We start from the raw sequence: 20,895 nt of genomic DNA, 5'->3' as shown, positions 1-20,895 counted from the left end.
TCGGCGGCGGGAGGCTAACCGCGACCCGCACCTCGCGTGGCGGAGGACACCAGGTCGTCCTTCGGCAGCGCCGTGCCGTCCGTGAGGGCCTGCGTCCACGCCTCCGTCGTCGCGACCGCGGCGAAGTTCGAGTCGAGCAGCGCCATGAGGGTCGTGTGCACCGTCTTCGCGTCGACGGACCCGGCCGCGTTTTCGAGGTTGATGGCCCCGGTCGCGTCGGAGAGCACCTCGACGTCGATCCCGATCTCCTCGGCACCCGCCGCGGACGCGATGACGCAGTTGTTCGTCATGTACCCGACGAGCGTGACGGTGTCCACGCCCTGCTCGCGCAGCCACGCCTCAAGCTCGGTCCCGGCGAAGACCGAACCGTACTGCTTCACGACGCCCTTCCAGGACGGCTGCACCCGGCGGGCGACCTCGGGGTGCAGCTCGAAGGCGCTCGTTTCCGGGTCGAAGACCGCGGCCCCGCTGCCGGATGAGTGCTGGACGACGGCGACCGGGATTCCTGCGGCCGTCGCCGCGTCGATGGCGGCCGCGATCCGCAGGATCGACTCCTCGCGCGGCGGGTACTGGATCGCGAGCGGACCGGCGAAGTACTCCTGCTGGACGTCGATCAGGATCAGGGCGCGACGGGTCGTGGTCACAGGGGAACTCCTCGGTTCGGTGATGGCATCGGCACGACGCCGGTTCCATCCTCCCTCGGAAGCGATCGACGCGCGCCACCGATAGTCTCGGCGCATGGGGATCAGGGGTGCGGGGATGCGGTCGGCCGGAATTAGTGCAGGACTCGCCGTGATGGTGGTGCTGTCAGTGTCGGCGTGCGCGTCGTCCACGACGCCGAACGCGTCGCCGACCGCCGACGGGCCGAGCACCTCGGCGTCGGCCGACCTCCTGACGTGCGGCGACCTCGCGTCGCTCGACACCGTCGCCGGCGTCCTCGCTGCTGAACCGGCTGACGTCGTCGAGGCCGTGCAGCCGTCCGACGCCGTGGATCTGGCCGTCCTGACGGCGGCCGGCGGGCTCGCCTGCTCCTGGCGGGTGGGCGCCGGACAGCAGATGATCGGCGACGGAGCGGGCGACTGGGCCTACCTCTCGATCGAGATCCTGCCGGGCGCTGCCGACGACTGGGCACCGCCCTACGCCGGCGACACACCGTCCGAGGACACGAGGACGATCGCCGGTGTCGAGGCGACCACCTCGTCGGGCGAGACCGGATGGCGCGTGTCGGCGCCCGTCGGCTCGGCCTGGGTCGAGCTGTCGATCACCGCCTCCGGGCTGACCTCCGCCGGCAGCCGGTTCGACGGCACGCCGGCGGGCGAGGTCCTCGACAACCTCGCCACGGCGGCGGAGACCACCTTCTCGACGGTGGAACCGGCCGCCGAGGCTCAGCTCGCCTGGCCCGCGCTCGCGCCACGCGAGGGCGACGCGACCTGCAACGGCGGGCTGGACGAGGCCGGGATCGTCTCAGCGCTGCAGTACGGCGAGGCCACCACCACCTACACCGTCATCGATCCGCGGGCCCAGCCGATCGGCGATCTGGAGGATGCGGCGAGCGCCCGCGTCGGTGCGTTCAGCTGCGAACTCTTCGCTGAGGGCTTCGGGTACACCGACATCCTGGTCGTGCGCGACGGCGCGACGATCATCGACGAGCTGGCAGCCCAGCCCGACATGGCGGCGGCGCTCGAGCCGGTCACCCTCGAGGGCGCGGTCGACGGCGAGTCGGCACTCGTCGCGCGCCGCATGGACGGTCCGCGGTCGCCGCTCTACCTCACCGTCGGTGAGACGTTCTACGCCGTCAGCTCCGGCGACGGCGCGCAGACGGTCGCTGAGGCGATCATCGCCCAGACCCGGTAGCGGCGAGACCGACGCTCGCGATGAGCGGCGCAACCGTCACCACGAGGATGAACGCGCGTTCAGCCAAGCCGAAGGTGTGCGGACGAAGCGGCCGGACCAGGAGTGAGGCCACGAGGGCGGCGAGAGCGACGGCGGCGATCGGATCGAGGACGCCCAGCACGGCGCCCGGCGCTCCACCGAGCAGGCGTCCGAGCGGGCCGATGGTCGAGTACCCGAGGGTGAACCAGGCGACGGCGAACAGGAGGTGCACCCTTCCGCCCGCTGTCGTCGATGAACCCGTCCGATCGGTCGGCACGAACGGCATCGCCGCCAGCAGGCCCCCGAGCACGAGGAGCCAGCCGCCGACGCCGAGCCGACTGTCGCCGAGGGACACGTCGGTCAACACGCCTGCGCCCAGTGCCGCCCAGGCGGCAGCCGCACTCCAGGAGGACACGGTCGCGAGGGTCCGCGTGGTGCGCGAGTCCGCGACCGCGTAGTCGCTCACGGTGTCGCGGACGGGGTGCACCCCGCCGGGCACGGCATGGAGGGCGATCAGCAGCAGCAGTCGACATCCGAACAGGACGGAGGCGAGGACGAAGATCGGTTGAGACATGATGACCCTTCAGGACGTTGTGGAACGGGCTTCCGTCCATGAGGCTAGAGATTCAAGTCACTTGAAGGTCAAGGAGGGTTCCGGTGAGGATCGGTGAGCTGGCGAGACGGACCGGTCTGGCGACGTCCGCGATCCGTTTCTACGAGCAGCGCGACATGTTCAGCCCAGGGCAGGTCGAACGGCGCGCGAACGGGTACCGCGACTACGGGCCGAGCGCTGTCCGGCGTCTGGAACTGATCCAGGCCGGTCGGGCGGCCGGCTTCTCGCTCGACGAGATGCGGAACCGCATGCGCGACTGGGACACCATGCACGTTTCGCAGCGCGTGGACCTGTTGCGTGAGCAGCTCGAGGTCATCGAGGAGCGGATGCAGGAACTCGCGCGCGGGCGCGAGACCGTGCGGGCCGCGATCGCCGGGTTGTCCGAGTCGGATCGGAGCTCGGTGTGAGGGTGGTCGCCGAGGCGATCATCGCGCGGACGTGGTGACGGCGGCAGCGTCGGCAGGCGGTGTCGCCCGTCAGGCCAGGAACCGGCTCACTCGCCGGCGGTGTCGAATCCGCAGGTCTGGATGGTCCAGGCGATGAACGCCTGGTAGTCCGGGTCGGTCGCGGCGCTCTGCACGGCCTGCGACTCGGTGAACCTCGGGTCGAGCCCGACGTCGGAGACGAGGCTGTCGACCGGGAACTCGGCGAGGATCGCGGCGGTCTCCTCAGCGGAGGTCGCGAAGACTTCAGCACCGGCTGCGACCTCGGCGCTCACACCGTCCAGGGGCAGGAGGTCGCGGATGGTCGCGATCTGCGCCTGCACGGCCTCGAGGTCCTCGCCAACGGTGCCCGACTTCGCGGTCGCCGCCGCACGGTTGGCCGCGCAGAACGCCGTGTAGTCGGCGGGCCCGTCCGCGACGTCGGCGGTCGCCGTGGCGGTGGGGGTCGACGACGGCGCCGTGGAGTCGCGGTCCCCGCTGGACGGTGCGGAGCATCCCGCGAGGAGTCCCGCCACGAGCAGGGCGGAACCCCAGACGAGGGCGAGTCGGCTGCGGTGCGGTGCGGTCATGAACGAGGTCCCCTCAGGCGGTCTGCGAGTCGGCGCCATCCATGTTGCCGCACCCGCGCGCGGTCCGGAAGGTCCGCGGCGCGGTCCGGAGCGTGATCTCGTATCGTTGATCGACGTGAGCACCTCCCTTCCCACGACCTTCCCGCTGTCCACCGACCGACTTGTCCTCCGCCCGCACGAACCGTCGGACGCAGATTGGTTGCTCTCGGTCTACTCACGACCGGACGTCGCCACCTACCTCCTCGACGACCCGTGGACGGAGGAGGTCGCGCAGCGGAAGAGCGCCGAGCGACTCACGCGCATCGGTTTGGACAGCCCCGCGCGTGCGCTCACCCTCATCGTCGAGCACGAAGGTGCGCCGGTGGGCGAGGTCCTGCTCTGGTACACCGACCATGAGCGGGGCGTCGCCGAGATCGGCTGGGTCCTCGACCCGGAACACGGCGGCAAGGGGTTCGCGAGCGAGGCCGTCGGTGCGGTCCTCGACCTCGCATTCAGCACCCCGGGGATGCACCGGGTCGCCGCACAGATGGACGGCCGGAACACCACATCGGCGCGGCTCGCCGAGCGGGTCGGCATGCGGCGCGAGGCCCACCTCCGGCAGGACTGGTGGAACAAGGGCGAGTGGACCGACACGGTCGTCTTCGGCATGCTGGCGAGCGACCGCAGCTGAGGCAGATGTCCTGACGACTCAGCGGCGCTCCGGATCGATGATCAAGAGCGGGTCGTCGACCGCCAAACGCTGCAGCACCTCGTCCGTCGTCGACCGCTTCGCTTCCTCGACATCGGTGTCGGTCAGCCCGACGGCCTGCCAGAAGGCGACCCGGCCGTTCGGCGTCTCGATGGGTTCGACCACCGGGTCGACGGTGACGGCGAGGGTCGTGAGGGCGCCGTCGGGATCGTCGGTCACACCGTCGGCGAGCCTGATCCGATCCCCCAGCCACAACTCCTGCGGCCCACTGCGCACGTACTGCGCAAGGACGATCAGAGCGCGGTACGGCCACTGGGGCGGCGTCTCGTCCGATGGTGACCGGCGCACGCGCATGGTGAGCTCGTACCCGAAGCCGCTGGTCGTCGGATCGTCGGAGTCCTTGCCCCACAGCTCGGTGAGCCCGTAGGTGACGTAGAACCAGTGGTCCGGTCCCGGTAGCGCCGAACACCCCTGCAGCGCGGACCCGAAGTGCAGTCCGGGCGAGTAGGCGACATGGAACTCGCGGGCACCCGGATAGTGCTGCGACACGGCCTGCGTGACGGCGTCCCACCCCCGCTCGTCCAGGTCGTCGAGGTCGTCGGGAACCTCAGGGCCGCCGCCCGCAGGCTCGGTCGAGGCGGGCTGGGTCGGTGGCTGCTGGGTCCTGCGTCGGAAGAAGCGCATGCGACGAGTGTAGGCATCGGTCGCTCGGACGCGCCCACGGATGAGGCGGATCGCGGGTGCCGCTCATCGGTCGCGACAGCGATACAGTGAACTGGTCCGACACCGGGCGGGACACCTGGGAGGCCCGATGCCACGCTGGATCGAAGGCACGGAGCGCCACCCCCGGTTCGGCCTGCTGAGCCGGAGTCAGGGGCCGCTGGCGCTGGGCGTGGGGATCGTCACGGCGATCGTCGGCACCACCAGTCCGGCCGTCCTCCGGGTCACCGAGCTCCAGCTGGCTTGGGCCGTGATGGGACTCGCGCTCGTCGCGACACTCGTGCTTCCGTGGGAACGGATCGCGCGGCCGTGGGCGCTCACCCTCGTCAGCGCCGACCTCGCCGTCGTGGGACTCGTGAACCACGCGGTGTCCCCCGTCCTCGGCGCGTCGATCGTGCTGCTCGCCTTCCCCGTGCTCTGGCTGTCCTACAGCTTCGGACGCCTCGGTGTCGTCCTCGCTCTCGTGGGGAGCGTGCTCGTCATCTGGCTGCCCAGCCTGTTGTACGGCGAGGCTCCCGAGAGCGCGCAGGACCAGAGTGAGCTCGTCGCGCTCACCCTGCTGCTGGTGCTGGTCATCCTCGCCGTCGGCCTGCAGTCGCAGCGGTTCGAACGAGCCCAGGCAAGTGTGCGGGCCGAGGGCGAGGCGAAGGTCGAAGCTTTGGAGCGGCAGAACCGGCTGGCCGTGATGCTCCGCACCGTCGCCGACGAGGTGAACGTCGGGCTGGTCTTCTTCGACGAGCACGGAGACCAGATCCTCAACAACCGGCTCGCTGTGGAACTCGCGGCGCTGGCCGGCTACGACGCGTCGACCGGGGGCGCCCGCTTCATCTGGGCGGCGGACGGCGTCACCCCGCTGGCGACGGAGGACCAACCGGTCGTGCGGGTCCTCGACGGACAGGACGTCCGCGACTTCTTCTACTGGGTGGGGCCTCCCGGCAAGCAACGAGCCCTCGTCGCGAACGGCCGACCGGTCAGCGGCGCGGACGGCGAACCGAACGGAGCGCTCCTCGTCGGACAGGACGTGACCGAGCTCACCGAAGCCGTCCGGATGCGCACCGAGTCGCTCACGAGCCTCAGCCATGAACTCCGGACACCGCTCACGAGCATCCTCGGGTACCTCGACATGCTCGAGGACGACGCGGACATCGCACCCGGGGTGCAGGCCCAGCTCGCCGTCATCCGCCGGAGCGCCGATCATCTCGGGCGTCTGGCTGAACAGTTCCTTGCAGCGAGCGCACCCCCTCTGGAGATCACCGACGAACCGGTCGACCTCAGCACCATCGTCCTGGAGGCGGCTGACGAGCGACGACGACTCGGCCTGCCCGACGGCGTGGAGCTGCGCACGGCCGCCGTGCCCAGGCTGGAGCTCGTCGGCGATCGGGCACGACTCCGTGAGTTGCTCTCGATCATGCTCGACAACGCCGTGACGTACACCCGCGCCGGCGAGATCTTCCTGAGCGTGCGCTCCGACGGAGCGGATGCGATCATCCGCGTCACCGACACGGGCATCGGTATCCCGACGGACGAACTCGCCCGGGTCTTCGAACGGTTCCACCGGGCCGGGAACGTGCGCGAAGAGACCATCCGCGGCTCGGGCCTCGGACTCACCATCGCCCGATCGATCGCGCAGGCGCACCGCGGCACGATCGAGGCGTTCGCCACCGGTGATCCCGGGACGACCTTCATCGTCCGCTTGCCGCTGGCCCGTCGGAAGCGCTCGGTCGGCTGACGCCGCCGACGAGGCGTCTCAGTCGCCGAGGCACCCGGGCCGAACGGTGCTCACCACCAGAAGGGCGCTTGCGTCACGTAGGGGGATTCGAGCCTGGCGACCTCGTCGTCCGTCAGCTGCACGTCCAGCGCGGCGGCGGCATCCGTGAGGTGTGCCGGTTTGGTGGCACCGATGATGGGAGCTGCGACCGTCGGGTTCCGCAGGACCCAGGCCAGTGCGACCTGCGCCATGGGGATGCCCCGCTCGGCGGCGATCTCCTCGACGGCGTCGATGATCGGGCCGTCGGCGTCCGTGTCGAACGCCTTCGCCACCTCGTCGATGTTCGAGCGGTCCGTGGCTGCGCCGCGCGGCCGGGCGAGTCGTCCTTTGCCGTTCGGCGAGTAGGGCGTGAGGCCGACTCCGGTGTCCGCGCACATCGGGATCATCTCCCGTTCCTCTTCGCGTTTCAGCAGGTTGTACTGGTTCTCCATCGCGACGAAGGGCGTCAGCCCGTTGACCGCTGCGGCCGTCTGCAGCTTCGCGAACTGCCAGGCGTACATGGAGGAGGCGCCGAGGTAGCGCACCTTCCCCGCGCGGACGATGTCGTCGAGCGCTCGCATCGTCTCCTCGACCGGGGTCTCCTCGTCGAAACGGTGGACGTAATACACGTCGATGTGGTCGGTCCCGAGTCGTCGCAACGATGCGTCGACCTGTTCGAGGATGGCCGTTCGGGAGAGTCCCGATCCCCCGGGCCCGTCATGCATCCTCCCCGAGACCTTCGTCGCGAGGACGATGTCCTCACGGCGGCTGAACCGCGTGATCGCGCGTCCGACGTACTCCTCACCGCTGCCCTGTTGGTAGACGTTCGCGGTGTCCCAGAACGTGATCCCCAGCTCGACCGCCTGTCGGAAGAACGGCGCGGACGCCGCTTCGTCCAGGGTCCAACGGTGGAGTCCGCGGGTCGGATCGCCGTAGGTCATGCAGCCGAGTGCGAGGCGGCTGACGCGGAGGCCGGTCGCTCCGAGGCGGGTGTACTCCATGCTTGGTGCTCCTTGCTTCAGTGGTGGGGCGAGGGGTGTTCGGAGGTGGCCGCCCAGCTGGCGAGGAGTTTGAGTGACTCCTCGCTCGGTGAGCCGGGTTCGGCGCTGTAGATCAGGAAGTTCAGGCCGGGCTGATCCATCGGCTCCATCGCCTCGTAGATCATGCGGAGCTCGCCGACGACCGGGTGATGGAACACCTTCTCGCCGGACGTGTGATGGCGGACGTTGTGCGCGCCCCAACGGACGCGGAACTCCTCGCTGCGCGTGGACAGCTCACCCACCAGGTCCTGCAGGGCCCGGTCGTGCGGGTTGCGTCCCGCCTCGGTGCGGAGGATCGCGACGTTGATGTCGGCCGAGGTCGACCAGCTCGGATAGAACGCCTCCGAGAGGTCGCGGTGCAGGAACACGAACCGAGCCAGGTTCACCGGGCGCTCCGGGAGCGCGTAGAGGTCGGCGTACAGCGCGCGGAAGAGCGCGTTCTCTGCGAGGACGTCCATCCGGCCGTTCCGGACGAACGCCGGGCCCGCGGTGATGGAGTCGAGGGCGAGTTGCATACCGGGCCGCACGCCGGCCGGGGCAGACCGTCGGCGGGCCCTGATCGGCGATTCGTTCGCCGCCCGAGCGAGGTCCGTGAGGTGGGAGCGCTCCGCGTCGTCCAACCGCAGTGCGGTGCCGATCGCGTCGAGGACCGCCTCCGACACCCCAGACAGGTTCCCGCGCTCGAGACGCGAGTAGTACTCGACGCTCACTCCGGCGAGCATGGCGACCTCGGTGCGACGCAGCCCAGGCACGCGTCGGTTCGTCCCGCCAGGCAGCTCCACCTGCTCGGGTGCGAGTCGGTTGCGGCGCGTCGTCAGGAACTCGCGCACCTCGTCTCGATTGTCCATGCCGACAACGATATGACGCGGCCTTCGGCGCTGGGGTGTTCCCGCAAGGCACCCATCATCGACCTCGTGGAGACCGCCCGGGCAGGCGCGCAGCGTCTCCCGTGCTCGCGCCGCCCCGAGACGTGCCCTGGCGGAGTATCCCTGCTTCGTCGCCGGTGGTGTGTGATCGAGGGATGCAGATCGACCACGGGAACGCGGCAGCACACCGCGTGTCGTCACCGACCTCGGACGATGGCCTCGCCGACCGTGCAGGCCGGAAGCCGCGACAACGCCTGACGCTGCTGCTGGCTGCGCTCGGGTTCTTCCTGATCACCCTCGACATCCTCATCGTCACCATCGCGCTCACCAGCATCGCGCGAGACCTCGGCGGAACGACGGCATCGCTGCAGTGGGTGATCGACGCCTACACGGTGCTGTTCGCGGCCCTCCTGCTCCTCGCCGGCAACCTCTCGGAGCGGTTCGGCGCGAAACGGGCGTTCGGCGTCGGCATCACCGTCTTCCTCGTCACGTCGATCGCGTGTGCAGTGGCCCCGTCGATCGGTGTGCTCATCGCCGCTCGGGCCCTGCAGGGCGCCGGTGCTGCGTTGATGCTGCCGGCGTCCATGGCGCTCATCCGTGAGGCGTTCCCAGGAGGTCGCGAGCGCGCTCGCGCACTGGGCGTCTGGGCGGTCGGCGGTGCGGTCGCCACCGCACTCGGGCCGGTCCTCGGCGGCGCGTTGACGACCGTCGACTGGCGACTGGTGTTCGCGATCAACCTGCCCGTCTGCATCATGATGATCCTCCTGCTCCGGACGGTCGCGTCATCCTCCTCACGGCCGGAGCCGTTCGACTGGGCCGGACAGTTCGTCTGGCTCATCGCGGCGACGGCGCTGGTGTTCGGACTCATCGAGGGCGGGGCGGACGGGTTCGGCAGTCCCGTCGTGGTCGCCAGCCTCGGCGTCGCGCTGATCGGCATCTTCGGTTTCCTCGTCATCCAGGCCAGGAGCGCGCACCCGATGATGCCGTTGGACCTGTTCCGATCGAGCGGGATGCGCATCGCCCTCGCCGTCGGATTCGCGTTCATGGTGAGCAACTTCGGGACGGTGTTCGTCCTGAGTCTGTTCCTGCAGCAGCAGCTCCGACTGCCGCCGCTGCTCGCGGGACTCGTGTTCCTCCCGTCGGCCGTCTTCGCCGTCGTCGGCAACATCGTCAGTGGCACCGTCGCCAACCGGTTCGGGGTGCGCGTCCCGATCGTGTCGGGGTTGCTCCTCATGGTGGTCGGGCTCGTCGGCACCGTCGCCACCGCGAACCTGGGGTCGCCGATCTGGGTGGGCCTGTTCGCGTGCTTCACCGCCGCGGGAGGTTCCGTGGCGATGCCCCCGGTGACCTCCGTGGTCCTCGCGAGCGTCCCGGCATCGCGCGCCGGCACCGCGAGCGCGGTCTTCAACACCTTCCGCCAACTCGGCGGTGCTGTCGCCATCGCGGTCTTCGGCGCGCTCCTCACGGGCTCGACGGGCTTCGTCGCCGGGCTGCAACTCAGCCTCAGCATCGCCGCGGTGCTCATCCTCCTCACCGCGATCGCGAGCGTGTTCATCAGGCCGACGGACGGGTCGTCATGACGCCGCAGTCGACCAGACGGGATCAGTCAGTGTCGTCGCCAGCGCCCGGCGTGCGGCCGGGGTCGATGCCCAGCCGCTCCTCACCCCGCTCCACGTCCGCGAACCGCTGCCCCTCGACGACGAGCAGCACCTTCTTGGGAACCGTCTTCAGCCAGATCCTGCCGCCGTTCGCCAGTTCCCAGTACGGGTCGCCGGCCTGGGAGCCGGAGGGCTGTCCAAGGTGCCCGCTCAGCGCCGACTGCAACTCCTGAGCGGCGCTCCGCAGCGCGCCGGGGTCGTCGCTCTTGTCGGAGACCGCGATCACGACTTGAGCGATCGCTTCATCTGCGACGAGCGAACGAACAGTGGGTAGGTTCACGGGATACCCGGAACGGTGCTGCACACCGCTCGACGTCTCCAGTTTGAGCTGCCACCCGAGACGCTCCGCGAGCGCCTTGAAGTCGTCGCGACCGAGCGGCCACGACACCGACGTGAAGGCTTCGCAGACGGCATCGATCTGTGCGTCCGTGGCTCTGGCAAGTGCACCCATCAGGTCATCCTACGGCTGTCTCCGCACCGGATTCGGCGGCGGACGAGGAAGCGCCCCGAAAACCAGAACAGCCGCTGACCTGGATGTTCCAGGGCAACGGCCGGGTGATGCTGGTGGAGCCGCCCAAGGGAATCGAACCCTTGACCTTCTCATTACGAGTGAGGGCGATGGAGTCCACGGCAGTCCGCACCAGTACCGTGTGACCAGGCATTTGAAGATGCCACTTCCGCAGTCGTGTACCTAGCCCCACGCACGTTGCTGTCCTGGTGCGAGCGAGGATCGGTGATTCAAGCCGCGCCGTGGACCCGTTTCGGCACACTTCTCGTACCTACTCAGGCGCGTAAGCCTCTGTGTGGGCCGAACGCTCGAATCTGCTCGCGCCTGTAATCTGAGCGCGGAGGGCACGGGCCTCGTATCCGGCAGAGTCACGCATCAACCCTGCCAACAATATGACGCTACTCAAGTCGAAGTCCATGGGAATGGATCCGTCGGAATTTGGCACCGCCCGAGGCTGGAGGAAATCCTGCAACGCAGGAACGGAGGACGCGAATTCCGCAGTGTCATGAGTGTTGTTGACTAATCGCGCCAAGGCAGCCTCCACCGCCGCAAGGGATAGTTCTTTGTCAGCACTTGCCCACGCGTCGAACCGACGGTCCAAAGACGGGTGCCCAGCCCACTTATTCCGGAGGTGACGCACGTACAGTAACGGCGCGTGACGACCCGGGTTGATGTCAGCCTGCAGCGCAAGCAAGGAAGCCACCTCGGCAGCAGACGCCTTGGCGTCGGTCAGACGCCCCATCATGCGTCGATGAACTGCGGGCAACGACGCTGTCCGGCTGTCTCCCGGGTCCTTGGTCGCCAGCCCGCCATCGTTGAGCCCGGCTATGTCCAGCACCGCCAACCGGAGCAACCGCTTGTTGATGTTCCCGATCGCCATACCGACTCGATCGTCAGCTTCCAGAAGGTCACTGAAGTAGTGCATGGATCGTTTCGCCAGATAGAAGCTCTGGACAGCTTGGATCACTGTTGTTCCCAAGAGAACCGACATTTGCGTCCACGGAGTTTCCGCATCCGCCCCTACTCTCACCTCAGCATGCGTGGCTGGGGCACCCTCGAATTTCGGTAGCACTGAATCTTCGAACTCGGATTCGAACCGCGGTAGCTCCATGGCACCATTCAACCATCGCGAGCATCCCTCGCAAAGCCCTGGTACTCCGCGCACTTCCGCAGCCGAGCTTCCTAGGGCGCCGGCCCGACATCCCCAGAGAGGTCGGAGAAATCAGTACGACCTCCCATCTGGGAGAGCTCGATGGTATTTGGCGGCACTAAATGCACGTCGTCAGGATGGAGAAACACGAATCTAAACGCGTGCATTACTGTGTTGGCGTTGAAGACGTCGCGCAAGGCTAGGTCACCGTGGCGGACGTAGTCGAAGCCACCCTCGACAATCCGCTGACCCACCGGAGTCCCTGGTAAGTCGAGGGGAGACCGAAACATCACAAGTGCGAGATCACGCGCCAGCGGGAAAAGTAGCGCCCAGGAGTTTTCGAGTCCCAGTGCCTCGTTGTGGTTCTCTTGCGGATTCGGAATTGGGGTGAGAGGCTCATCGGATGTAATGAGCGATGGCTCGTCGAATCTGACCAGAGCCCAGTGACGGTGAAGCAGGTGACCAACCAGTTCGGGAATCAGCATCGTAATCTGCTGAATGTGCACGGCCGATGAGACGAGCGCCGGCACCTCACCGCTGGCGAAATCGACGCCTTCCGGGGCGCCTGGCAGTGAGACGACCCGGTCGAACTCTGCAGGATCCTTGGCCGCCAGCTCTCGCAGAATAGAGCCAAGGGCGTCGTGCATTTGACGACGTTGACCCTGCACACGCAGGACTTGGAGCGTGGCGAACTGCGCGAGCGCGGAGCGATCGCTGACACTGAGGGGCCAGTTACGCTCGGATATTGAACGCAGGATGCCAGCCGCGGTGCCCTCGGCCACTGAGAGCGAGGCTTCGAAGGCATCAGGGTCAGTGGGATGGTGCGAAGCCGTGTAGAAGTGGGACTCCACGGTTGCATTCAAAACATTAGATTTGTGCTCGGTGCCATCCCGGACATTCACCGCGTGCAGCATGTCGCCGTCCGCGAAGCCATCAAGATAGAACCGCGGCACCGTGTGGTGCCTCTTCGGCCTCCCAGACATGCCACTCCTCGCAACCAACAAAGTACCTTGGGTGTGCTCTCGAGGTCTCTCATCGAGGCCGTCGACACAAGCTACCCCATCACACCGGCGGACGAGCAAGCATCTAGACGATGAACAGGAGCACTCTTCACGTTCTAGAGCATCGCGAAGCGGACATAGCGTCTCTACCATTCATCCTCCGAGACTGTGCGGCGGGGCGAGGCACCTAGGTACTCGCCATAGATTTGCTCCGAAGCCAGGTGCGACCTGCCGAACCTTGAATTGGTCCACGATGACGTGCGCATCCCTCGCTCTCGAGGATCAGTAGAGCTTCGCTAATCGTCCGCGTATCACTATCGCCCGAACCGTAGGACGCCGAATTTCGGACTGGCAATGCTTGAAATGGTCTTCAGAGAGACTCTTCGAGTGACTGCTAGACATAAAGCGGAGAGATGATCGCAACAACGGTGAAAGTACCTGCATCGCGAATCCAATCCTCTAGCGTCACTCCAGCAAGCCTCTTCTCGGCGTACCAAGCTCGGCCTCTCGTAGATGGACGCCTCATTATCACCAAACTTGACGCCAGCCTCGGCAATGGATATCACGACACACTTCACCTCGAGTCCGTTCTTGGACAGGGGCGCCCTTTCCGTCACATCCAGCAAGAGCTTCGGCAGACGAGTCCTTTCAAGCTCGGAGAGGCCATCGTCCACAACAATGGAGCTCTCAACTTTTCCGTATCTTGTGCGAGCGTGCGTGCAATTAACGGACTGGACTTCCATATGCACAGCACGCACCTGGAGGGTTGGAAATCCTCCCCGTTGAGCCTGCTTCGCGAGTGCCTTGGGATACTTGAGCATTCGCAACTCAAGCAACCGTTGAGTCATGACACTTACTGGCTTCGACTCAGACTTTTCTCTGCGAACCACCGACCCGCCTTAACGAGACATCGACGGCAGAACAGCGACTCGCTGAGCAGCGCGCCAAGAGCTTCTTCTCGGCCTTGAGGCGGGCAAGCCCCGCCCGGCTTGACGCGCTCTCTCAGGAGCGGCACGGTGGCGAACAACTGCGGAGGCTCCTCCATCCGGAGCCGGGCCGCCCAACGCCGGACGAACGCCGGAAGATCTTCGCGTCCCGTTCACGGATCGACCCCGCCATACGACCCAAGCCGACGACCGGACCCTACAAGCGCGGAACGGTCACCCCGGTCGGAATGACCCGAGCACGCGCGCTCCAGCTGGCTGTCGATGCGGAACGGCGCCGAGAGGCCGAGCAACCTACCCGCCGGGCAGACCGCGGCGGAGGCCACAGCCCCACGATGGATTGGGGCGACTTGGAGGCCACCTAGATCACGCCTCAAGCGGATGCCGTTCAGCCCTTTGACACCGCTCTGTAGCCATTGACATGGCCTCAGAGAGTCCCGCTTCACCGGCACGATAGTACAGTCAAGTTATGACTGACTCTAGGCAAAAAATAGCGCTTGTGTACTTCACAGACGCCGGAGACCTAAGCGTGTACCTTGAGACTGAGATAGATTCCGACAGCCACATCCATGCCGAGTGGATTGTTGAAACATTGCCCGATAAGCAGTTCAGGCTTTGGACGGTACACGGGGTTCCCGAGGTCGACGTCGTCTTCTATACGGTGCGCGAAACCTGTGGCTTGGAAGAACTTGAGCGGTCTGGCTTCGGAAGCGTTCCGAGAGTTACGGCTGAGGCAACCGATCCGCGCTAACCTAAAGACGCCCCACACAGAGCCATGTGGTCGCATTCGTCTAAATTGGGCAGGCCGGTTCCAGAGCCCACGCGCCTTCGGAGCCTAGATTTATCACCACATCTTGCGCACCGCGGGGACGAGGCGAGCCGTGCCTGCAACGGGTGCATCCTCGTCGCTGCGCCTCAATGGCAAGGAAGGAGGCGTGCACACCCTTTTGGCTGCCATTTCCCCCGGCGCAGACGACGAATAAACTACGGCGAATACCTGCAAGTGAATGCCAAATGCGATCATGCTTCTTAGTTGGGGACCCATGGTGAGGCGCTGATGATATCTGGATCTGATTCAGCGGCGCGTAATTTCGTGCCGGCAACCAGTCACCGGCTGAGTCACTCCATACGGCGGCTCGCCCTCGCGAGCCATCAGCCGACCACAGCAGAGTGCAGAGAGCGCGCTGATTCTGCACGGTGAGGGTCAACAGACCAGCGACGAACTGAATCGAACTTTCCCCCCAGGTTCTTGGAGTCCCAACCTCTACCGCATTCATGATCGTCATCTCACCTGGATAGCCCGACACCGCCCAAGAACTGCGCCGCTCGCTGCGGTCGATATCGACACTGAAAAACCTGATTGAGACTCCCGACTTCGAAGCACGGCCGAGGATCCGAATGAGAGCTTCCGCCCGCTCAAGGGCCCGCTCAGCCACATCCCTGGGAGCGCCGGGCGGACGTCCAGCCGGGGTCCGGTTCATCTTGACGTATAGACTCCCGAAGAGCTCTCTCTGGCCGCTTGTGGAACGCAAGATCGCGACCGCTTCGCGTGCAAGCTCTGCACGATTTCGCAATATCTCGCTCGTCGAATCTAGGATCTCAGTCCGGACGTCGGCTTGTTCTCGCGCAGCCTTAAGCCTCTCGACAACCCTTTCGACATTATCCACCGACGGATCATCTGAAAATCCCGGCGAGCCTTGGTCCAGCCCGCGAGCCAAGGTGAACAGGAGCGCGCCCCACTCAAAGGGCACCCATAATTCCTCGAGTTTTGAAAGCGCAGTTTCGTCGACATGATCAAATCCCCCAATATGATCGCCGTCGTCGTGAGTCAGAACGATTATTCTTGGCAGGTGCTGCGATACCCTTGCTCCCATCACTTTTGTCTGACCGACGTCGACGACAAAAGTGCGACGTGGAAGAGGATCCCCGTTCGCGGTTAGGGACTGCCATACGATGGCCTCGCCAGGTGCAGCACTGCCTCGCCCTCCTGCTAGTGAACTCCCGAGTGCCGTGAAACGGTTCTGCATACTTCTCCTCCTCCGAAGCCGACCCACGGCTACGGCAACGCGGTAGCTGATCGGTGCGACAGCTCTATCCCGGCCCGCAGCACCTACTACATGTTGAGCCCCACTATGACTGACGCTGAGCGAAGGCTAGTTGATCACGCGGGTAGGTGGCCAGAGAACGCCGCAACGATGCCGGATAGCGACACCGTGGCACTCATTGAACCAGCCAAAGCCTGCATCGACTGCGCAGGCGGCAGATCGCCCAGAATCCCAGTCGCGTTGCCAGGCGAGATTGCGCTGAAGGCGGGACGAAGGCGGCGGGTTGAGAGGCAGCACTGTTCCTCCTGCGCCGCAGATTGCGCCTAGACGTTGGGCTGAAACAATCCTCAGGCGCCTTAAGCCGGAACTTATCCACAGTCCGACAGGTGCCACCCGATCGCTCGACGTCGTCTCCCTACGTTCGAAGCAACGACGAACAGGAGACCGAATGACACGCTTCTCCCGCATGATGCTCAGCGCGTTCACCGATGCAGGGCTGCCTTTCGAAGCAGCCGCAGAGTGGCAGTGGATCAACCTCGACCACGTCGAGCGCATCCACGAACACGTTCACGTCGAGCCCGCCCGGGCAACATCCGAAACCCGAGCTCGCGCCGCCACATCGCCTTCCTCGTCCTCACGTTGTGCAGTGGCGAACTCCTCGCGCCGGCCGGCGCGTACGAGACGGAGGACGCTGCGCTCGACGGCTTGGTGCACGTCCGTCGCACGCAGCTCGGTGCCGGCTGAGGTCGCCGTCGATTGCACTCCACGCTTCCGGCGGAGGGTTTCGCTCGGTCAATCCGTCATGACGTGTTGACGGCCTACCTTCAATCCCACCATCCGACTCTCCATTCGAACGGACGTCAACCTATGCCTCGTATCCAAGCCATCGGCGCTCGCAAAAGCGGGGTCGGCAAGACCACGGTCGTCCTCGGCCAAGCCGATGCACTCGTTCAATGCGGCAGACGTGTCCTCGTCATCGACCTCGATCCGCAGTCTGACGCGACGAGTGTGCTCGGCCGGCGAATGTGCGCCGCGTTCGGTTCCACGACATGCGCCACACCTGCGCGTCTCTCCTGCTGGCCCAAGGCGTGCAGATGCGCTCGGTCATGGAGATCCTTGGCCACGCCAACATGGCGATCACTTCCGACATCTACTTCCACGTCGCACCGACGACCCTTCGGAACGCCTCAGACGCGATGAATGCCGCGCTCGACTCCCCCGCCGCAGGACCGGAATGACCATGCGCGTTCGCCGTTGTTCGCTGCCGTTCGCGGCGTCGTTGCTACATGCATTGCTACATTTTCGCGCCCATCCGGCAGCTGTCGCCCAGTTCGGCCGGTCGAACGGGCCTGTGAGTGTACACGAAAAGAGCCGCTGACCTGGGTGTTCCAGGGCAACGGCCGCGTGATGCTGGTGGAGCCGCCCAAGGGAATCGAACCCTTGACCTTCTCATTACGAGTGAGATGCTCTGCCGACTGAGCTAGGGCGGCGCGTGCGCTGGTCGCCCGGCGCACGAGTATCCATGTTAGCGCAGCTTTTGGACCGTCGTGTACAGCTCGGCGAAAGAACGACGGATCCGCTCGGCGAGGGACCCGGGTGTCGGCGCATCGGCCCAGCAGCGCCAGGCATGACGCAGGCCGGCGAAGCCCACCATCGTCACCATCCAGCAGCGGTCGAACAGCGCCTCGGCGTCCTCCGCGAGCGTCGGGTCGTCGTTCAGCACCCGCCGCTCGACGACCTTGTAGAGGCCCTCTTCGAAGCCACGCATGCTCGCGATCCGTGCTCCCAGCAGGTGCGGGTGGTCGCGCAGGACGTCCTTGCGGAGATGGTGGATCTCGACGTCCTCGTCGGCGTCACCGACGGTGCGGGCCAGGAGCTCCCCCAGATCGGTGAGTACGTCGGTCGCGGGCCCCGCGGTGAGGAAGGCATGCAGGGCGTCGCCGTCCGGGATCAGCGGGATATCGCCGATCAGCGCCTCCTCCTTCGTCCCGAAGTAGTTGAAGAAGGTCCGCGGCGAGACCTCCGCCCGACGGCTCACCTCCTCGACCGTCACGTTCTCGAGCCCCTGCTCACTCGCGAGCGTCAGCACCGCATGCTGGATCGCCCGACGCGTCGCGAGCCGCTTCCGCTCGCGGAGCCCGAGTTCAGCCGGCGCCATCATGGTCATCAGGATCCCGCCGTCAACTGCACATCGGGTCCTTCGACGGCACCGTGCCGTCGATGAGGTACTGATCGACTGCCTGGTTCACGCAGTCGCTGCCCTTGTTGTAGCCCGTGTGCCCCTCACCCTTGTAGGTGATCAGCTGACCCTTGTCGAGCTGCTCCGCGAGGTTCTGCGCCCAGACGTACGGCGTGGCCGGGTCGTTCGTCGTCCCGACGACGAGGATCGGCGCAGCACCCTTCGCGTGGATCTCTCCACGCTCGGTCCGCGTCTGGTACGGCCAGTTGGCGCAGAACGTGTCGCCGTAGGCCATGTACTCGCCGATCACGGGAGCCGCCTCCTCCAGCTGCTTGGCCTCGTCGGCCATCTTCGTCTTGTCGTCGTCGTAGCTGTAGTCGAGGCAGTTGATCGCGTTGAAGGCCTCGGTCTGGTTGTCGGCATACTTGCCGGACTCGTTGCGACCGTTGTAGCCGTCGGCGAACTGGAACGCGATGTCGGTCCCACCCTGCATGACCTCGGCGAACATCTTGCTGAGGTACGGCCACGCATCGGCCTGGTACAGCGGGTAGATGATCGCCGTGAGCAGCGTGTTGCCGCCCAGCTCGCGTCCGTCGTCACCGGGGATCGGGTTCGCGTCGACCTCGTCGAGGAGCGTCTTGATCTCGGTCATCGCGCTGTCGACGGAGCCCTTGAACGGGCAGTCCTTGCCCGTCATGCAGTCCTCGAGGTAGGCGCGAAGAGCACTCTCGAAGCCCTTGGCCTGCTCCTTGACGACCTCGAAGTTCGACGTCGACGGGTCGATCGCACCGTCGAGCACGAGGCGCCCGACGTTCTTCGGGAAGAGCTCCGCGTAGGTCGCGCCGAGGAAGGTGCCGTACGAGTACCCGAGGTAGTAGAGCTGCTTGTCGCCGACGGCGGCGCGCAGCATGTCGAGGTCCTTCGCGGCGCTCTGCGTGTCGACGAACTCGAGCATCTTGCCCGTCTCCTCCGCACACGCGTCGCCGAAGTCCTTCGCGGCCTTCTCGTTCGCGGCGATCCACTCGTCGGAACCGCGCTTCCCTGGCGTCACGTCGTACAGGTACGCGTCCATCTCGGAGTCGGTCAGGCAGGTCACGGGCGTCGACTTACCGACACCGCGGGGGTCGAAACCGACGACGTCGAAGTTCTCCTGGAGGTCCTTGTCGACCGCGAAATCGAGGCTGTCGGCGACGAGGCTGTAGCCGGAACCACCCGGGCCGCCGGGGTTCATGAAGAGCGAGCCGATCGCCTTGCCGTTCGTCGCCTGGTGCCGCACGAGCGCCAGGGAGAGTTCGCCGTCCGAGGGGTTGTCCCAGTCGATGGGCGCCTTCGCCGTGGCGCACTCGAAGCCGTCGGCACAGCCACTGGTCTTCCAGTCGAGTTTCTGCTCGTAGAAGGGCTTCAGCTCGGCGTCGACGTCGCTCGTCGCCGGCGACGAGGACGACGTCGTCGGCTCAGCGGCCTTCGGTGGCAGGAAGGCGGTCACGCACCCACTCAGGGTGAGCGCCGCGACCGCGAGACCGGCCACCAGGGCGACCCGCGCCGTACGGCGCGCACCGGGGCCCCTGCGACGGGGTGTACCGGTCGATCCCGTCGAGTCCGACGGCTGCTGCCTGGGCGAAGTCACAGAGGCTCCCTACCGGACCGCCGACACGAGCATGGCCTCCAAGGCCAGCGCCGGGGCGACGTTCCCTTCGATTCGTGTGCGGGCGACGGAGATCGCCTCCAAGGTTTCGATCGTAACCGCAGGCGTCGTCCGGCGAGCGGCTTCCTCGAGTTCCGGACGCAATTCACGGTTGATGATCGTGGCGTCGTGCCCCAGCTGCAGGAGCACGATGTCGCGGTACAGCGAGAGCAGGTCGACCATGATCCGGTCGAGGCCGTCGCGCAGGCTGCGGGTGGCGCGCCGCTTCTGGTCCTCCTCCATCGCCCGGACCTGCGAACGGAGGGCCGGCGGGACCGACTGACCGGGTTCCACGCCAAGTGAGCGCAGGGTGCTCTCCCGCTCAGCCTCGTCGCGGAGCGAGGTGTACGCCTTCGCGTCGTCGCCCGCCAGCTCCAGGAGGCGACCAGCGGTGACGACAGCCTGACCCGCACTCCGGATGTCGAGCACGGCACGGAGCGTGGACTCGCGGCGCTGCCGTGCGCCAGGGTCGGTCGCGAGGCGGTGGGCCATGCCGACGTGGCTCTGCGCCTCACGGGCGGCGCGTTCGGCGAGTTCGGGCGCCACGCCGTCACGCCGTTCCAGCAGCTCGGCGACGTCGTCGATGGTGGGGACGCCGAGACGGACCGAGCGGACGCGCGACCGGATGGTGGGCAACAGGTCGGCCTCGCTCGGTGCGCACAGCACCCAGATCGTGCTGCTCGGCGGCTCTTCGAGCGACTTCAGCAGCAGGTTGGACGTGCGCTCGGTCATGCGGTCGGCGTCCTCGACGACCATGACGCGGAAGCGGCCGACGGACGGTGCGCGGTAGGCGTTCCGGACGAGGTCGCGGACCTCGTCGATCGTGATGATGACGCGATCGGTGCTCAGCGCGGAGAGGTCGGGGTGGGTGCGGGCCTCCACCTGACGACGGGTGACGTCGTCGCCCCCGGGCTCGCGGCTGAGGAGCGCGGCGGCGAACGCGTAGGCGAGGGTCGACCGGCCGGAACCGGGCGGCCCGGTGATGAGCCAGGCGTGGGTGAGGCCCTTGGGCGTGACCGGGTCCGACGCCGACTGGAGGAGCTCGATCGCGTCGCGTTGACCCGTCAAGTCGGTCCAGGAAGCCATGCGTCTACGATACCGGGCGGTACCGACGTGAGCCTGCGGGGCCCTTCGACAGGCTCAGGGACCGTAGAGGTGTGGGCTCAGG

19 protein-coding genes, 2 tRNA genes and 1 pseudogene are annotated in these 20,895 nt (G+C 66.5%); 8 read left to right on the top strand and 14 right to left on the bottom strand.

What is annotated here, in order from left to right:
- Positions 1-14 precede the first annotated feature (14 nt).
- A complete protein-coding gene (locus ITJ62_RS16145; RefSeq protein WP_194604232.1) occupies positions 15-644 on the bottom strand; it encodes an isochorismatase family protein in 630 nt (209 codons plus the stop codon).
- Positions 645-795: 151 nt separating this feature from the next.
- Between ITJ62_RS16145 and ITJ62_RS16140 the strand changes: the two genes are divergently transcribed.
- Positions 796-1,854: a hypothetical protein gene (locus tag ITJ62_RS16140; RefSeq protein ID WP_194604230.1), complete on the top strand. Its 1,059-nt coding sequence runs from the start codon at positions 796-798 to the stop codon at positions 1,852-1,854.
- Here ITJ62_RS16140 and ITJ62_RS16135 read toward each other — a convergent pair.
- The gene (locus tag ITJ62_RS16135) at positions 1,835-2,446 is read right to left on the bottom strand and encodes a DUF998 domain-containing protein (RefSeq protein ID WP_194604227.1); all 612 of its coding nucleotides are present in this window, start codon (positions 2,444-2,446) and stop codon (positions 1,835-1,837) included. The two genes, ITJ62_RS16140 and ITJ62_RS16135, sit on opposite strands and share 20 nt — an antisense overlap.
- Before the next feature lie 83 nt (positions 2,447-2,529).
- Between ITJ62_RS16135 and ITJ62_RS16130 the strand changes: the two genes are divergently transcribed.
- A complete protein-coding gene (locus tag ITJ62_RS16130; protein WP_194604224.1) occupies positions 2,530-2,892 on the top strand; it encodes a MerR family transcriptional regulator in 363 nt (120 codons plus the stop codon).
- An 86-nt stretch (positions 2,893-2,978) separates the two neighbouring features.
- Here the strand turns inward: ITJ62_RS16130 and ITJ62_RS16125 are convergent, their stop codons facing one another.
- Complete coding sequence (locus ITJ62_RS16125) at positions 2,979-3,497, bottom strand: hypothetical protein (protein WP_194604221.1); 519 nt, start codon at positions 3,495-3,497, stop codon at positions 2,979-2,981.
- A gap of 115 nt (positions 3,498-3,612) precedes the next feature.
- Between ITJ62_RS16125 and ITJ62_RS16120 the strand changes: the two genes are divergently transcribed.
- Positions 3,613-4,167 (top strand): GNAT family N-acetyltransferase, encoded by a 555-nt coding sequence (locus tag ITJ62_RS16120; protein ID WP_370581965.1) that lies wholly within the window; start codon positions 3,613-3,615, stop codon positions 4,165-4,167.
- 18 nt (positions 4,168-4,185) lie between these two features.
- Here the strand turns inward: ITJ62_RS16120 and ITJ62_RS16115 are convergent, their stop codons facing one another.
- Positions 4,186-4,869 (bottom strand): suppressor of fused domain protein, encoded by a 684-nt coding sequence (locus tag ITJ62_RS16115; RefSeq protein ID WP_194604215.1) that lies wholly within the window; start codon positions 4,867-4,869, stop codon positions 4,186-4,188.
- A gap of 127 nt (positions 4,870-4,996) precedes the next feature.
- Between ITJ62_RS16115 and ITJ62_RS16110 the strand changes: the two genes are divergently transcribed.
- Positions 4,997-6,634: an ATP-binding protein gene (locus tag ITJ62_RS16110; protein ID WP_194604212.1), complete on the top strand. Its 1,638-nt coding sequence runs from the start codon at positions 4,997-4,999 to the stop codon at positions 6,632-6,634.
- Positions 6,635-6,684: 50 nt separating this feature from the next.
- On the opposite strand, the gene ITJ62_RS16105 is transcribed toward ITJ62_RS16110, so the two are convergent.
- On the bottom strand, positions 6,685-7,653 hold the full coding sequence (locus ITJ62_RS16105; RefSeq protein WP_194604208.1) for an aldo/keto reductase: 969 nt from the start codon (positions 7,651-7,653) through the stop codon (positions 6,685-6,687).
- Positions 7,654-7,670: 17 nt separating this feature from the next.
- On the bottom strand, positions 7,671-8,540 hold the full coding sequence (locus tag ITJ62_RS16100) for a helix-turn-helix transcriptional regulator (protein WP_194604205.1): 870 nt from the start codon (positions 8,538-8,540) through the stop codon (positions 7,671-7,673).
- A gap of 173 nt (positions 8,541-8,713) precedes the next feature.
- On the opposite strand from ITJ62_RS16100, the gene ITJ62_RS16095 reads away from it, so the two are divergent.
- Positions 8,714-10,138, top strand: coding sequence for an MFS transporter (locus tag ITJ62_RS16095; RefSeq protein WP_194604203.1), 1,425 nt, complete (start codon positions 8,714-8,716; stop codon positions 10,136-10,138).
- A gap of 22 nt (positions 10,139-10,160) precedes the next feature.
- On the opposite strand, the gene ITJ62_RS16090 is transcribed toward ITJ62_RS16095, so the two are convergent.
- The 4 genes from ITJ62_RS16090 to ITJ62_RS16075 form a co-directional block, all read right to left on the bottom strand.
- Entirely contained in the window at positions 10,161-10,667 is a 507-nt protein-coding gene (locus ITJ62_RS16090) for a DUF6301 family protein (protein ID WP_194604201.1), read from the bottom strand.
- A 114-nt stretch (positions 10,668-10,781) separates the two neighbouring features.
- Positions 10,782-10,876: transfer RNA gene (locus ITJ62_RS16085), tRNA-Thr, on the bottom strand.
- Between the two features lie 119 nt (positions 10,877-10,995).
- Positions 10,996-11,691: a hypothetical protein gene (locus tag ITJ62_RS16080; RefSeq protein WP_194604199.1), complete on the bottom strand. Its 696-nt coding sequence runs from the start codon at positions 11,689-11,691 to the stop codon at positions 10,996-10,998.
- Positions 11,692-11,906: 215 nt separating this feature from the next.
- On the bottom strand, positions 11,907-12,827 hold the full coding sequence (locus ITJ62_RS16075) for a DUF4238 domain-containing protein (protein WP_194604197.1): 921 nt from the start codon (positions 12,825-12,827) through the stop codon (positions 11,907-11,909).
- A gap of 1,461 nt (positions 12,828-14,288) precedes the next feature.
- Between ITJ62_RS16075 and ITJ62_RS16070 the strand changes: the two genes are divergently transcribed.
- The 3 genes and pseudogenes from ITJ62_RS16070 to ITJ62_RS19100 all read left to right on the top strand — a co-directional run bounded on the left by ITJ62_RS16070 (position 14,289) and on the right by ITJ62_RS19100 (position 17,102).
- On the top strand, positions 14,289-14,570 hold the full coding sequence (locus ITJ62_RS16070) for a hypothetical protein (RefSeq protein WP_194604195.1): 282 nt from the start codon (positions 14,289-14,291) through the stop codon (positions 14,568-14,570).
- Between the two features lie 2,161 nt (positions 14,571-16,731).
- A pseudogene (locus ITJ62_RS19105) lies at positions 16,732-16,872 on the top strand (ParA family protein); the annotation flags it as partial.
- 17 nt (positions 16,873-16,889) lie between these two features.
- A complete protein-coding gene (locus tag ITJ62_RS19100) occupies positions 16,890-17,102 on the top strand; it encodes a tyrosine-type recombinase/integrase (RefSeq protein ID WP_370581964.1) in 213 nt (70 codons plus the stop codon).
- A gap of 176 nt (positions 17,103-17,278) precedes the next feature.
- Here the strand turns inward: ITJ62_RS19100 and ITJ62_RS16060 are convergent.
- The 4 genes from ITJ62_RS16060 to ITJ62_RS16045 all read right to left on the bottom strand — a co-directional run bounded on the left by ITJ62_RS16060 (position 17,279) and on the right by ITJ62_RS16045 (position 20,813).
- Positions 17,279-17,354 (bottom strand) — tRNA-Thr (locus ITJ62_RS16060).
- 35 nt (positions 17,355-17,389) lie between these two features.
- Positions 17,390-18,031: a TetR/AcrR family transcriptional regulator gene (locus ITJ62_RS16055; protein WP_228498543.1), complete on the bottom strand. Its 642-nt coding sequence runs from the start codon at positions 18,029-18,031 to the stop codon at positions 17,390-17,392.
- 13 nt (positions 18,032-18,044) lie between these two features.
- Positions 18,045-19,670: an alpha/beta hydrolase gene (locus ITJ62_RS16050; protein ID WP_194604191.1), complete on the bottom strand. Its 1,626-nt coding sequence runs from the start codon at positions 19,668-19,670 to the stop codon at positions 18,045-18,047.
- Between the two features lie 9 nt (positions 19,671-19,679).
- Positions 19,680-20,813, bottom strand: coding sequence for a DNA polymerase III subunit delta' (locus tag ITJ62_RS16045; RefSeq protein WP_137243700.1), 1,134 nt, complete (start codon positions 20,811-20,813; stop codon positions 19,680-19,682).
- Positions 20,814-20,895 lie beyond the last annotated feature (82 nt).

Origin of the sequence: Plantibacter sp. VKM Ac-2876, from assembly GCF_015350715.1 — a bacterium.
Lineage (GTDB): Bacteria > Actinomycetota > Actinomycetes > Actinomycetales > Microbacteriaceae > Plantibacter > Plantibacter auratus.
The sequence above is the reverse complement of the archived record's forward strand: the minus strand, read 5'-3'. Positions and strand labels throughout refer to the sequence as shown.

Excerpts from the sequence above, each read along its gene's own strand:
- ITJ62_RS16140 (WP_194604230.1), top strand. The coding sequence starts at position 796 with ATGGTGGTGCTGTCAGTGTCGGCGTGCGCGTCGTCCACGACGCCGAAC.
- ITJ62_RS16135 (WP_194604227.1), bottom strand. The coding sequence starts at position 2,446 with ATGTCTCAACCGATCTTCGTCCTCGCCTCCGTCCTGTTCGGATGTCGA.
- ITJ62_RS16125 (WP_194604221.1), bottom strand. The coding sequence starts at position 3,497 with ATGACCGCACCGCACCGCAGCCGACTCGCCCTCGTCTGGGGTTCCGCC.
- ITJ62_RS16115 (WP_194604215.1), bottom strand. The coding sequence starts at position 4,869 with ATGCGCTTCTTCCGACGCAGGACCCAGCAGCCACCGACCCAGCCCGCC.
- ITJ62_RS16110 (WP_194604212.1), top strand. The coding sequence starts at position 4,997 with ATGCCACGCTGGATCGAAGGCACGGAGCGCCACCCCCGGTTCGGCCTG.
- ITJ62_RS16105 (WP_194604208.1), bottom strand. The coding sequence starts at position 7,653 with ATGGAGTACACCCGCCTCGGAGCGACCGGCCTCCGCGTCAGCCGCCTC.
- ITJ62_RS16100 (WP_194604205.1), bottom strand. The coding sequence starts at position 8,540 with ATGGACAATCGAGACGAGGTGCGCGAGTTCCTGACGACGCGCCGCAAC.
- ITJ62_RS16095 (WP_194604203.1), top strand. The coding sequence starts at position 8,714 with ATGCAGATCGACCACGGGAACGCGGCAGCACACCGCGTGTCGTCACCG.
- ITJ62_RS16090 (WP_194604201.1), bottom strand. The coding sequence starts at position 10,667 with ATGGGTGCACTTGCCAGAGCCACGGACGCACAGATCGATGCCGTCTGC.
- ITJ62_RS16070 (WP_194604195.1), top strand. The coding sequence starts at position 14,289 with ATGACTGACTCTAGGCAAAAAATAGCGCTTGTGTACTTCACAGACGCC.
- ITJ62_RS16055 (WP_228498543.1), bottom strand. The coding sequence starts at position 18,031 with ATGACCATGATGGCGCCGGCTGAACTCGGGCTCCGCGAGCGGAAGCGG.
- ITJ62_RS16045 (WP_137243700.1), bottom strand. The coding sequence starts at position 20,813 with ATGGCTTCCTGGACCGACTTGACGGGTCAACGCGACGCGATCGAGCTC.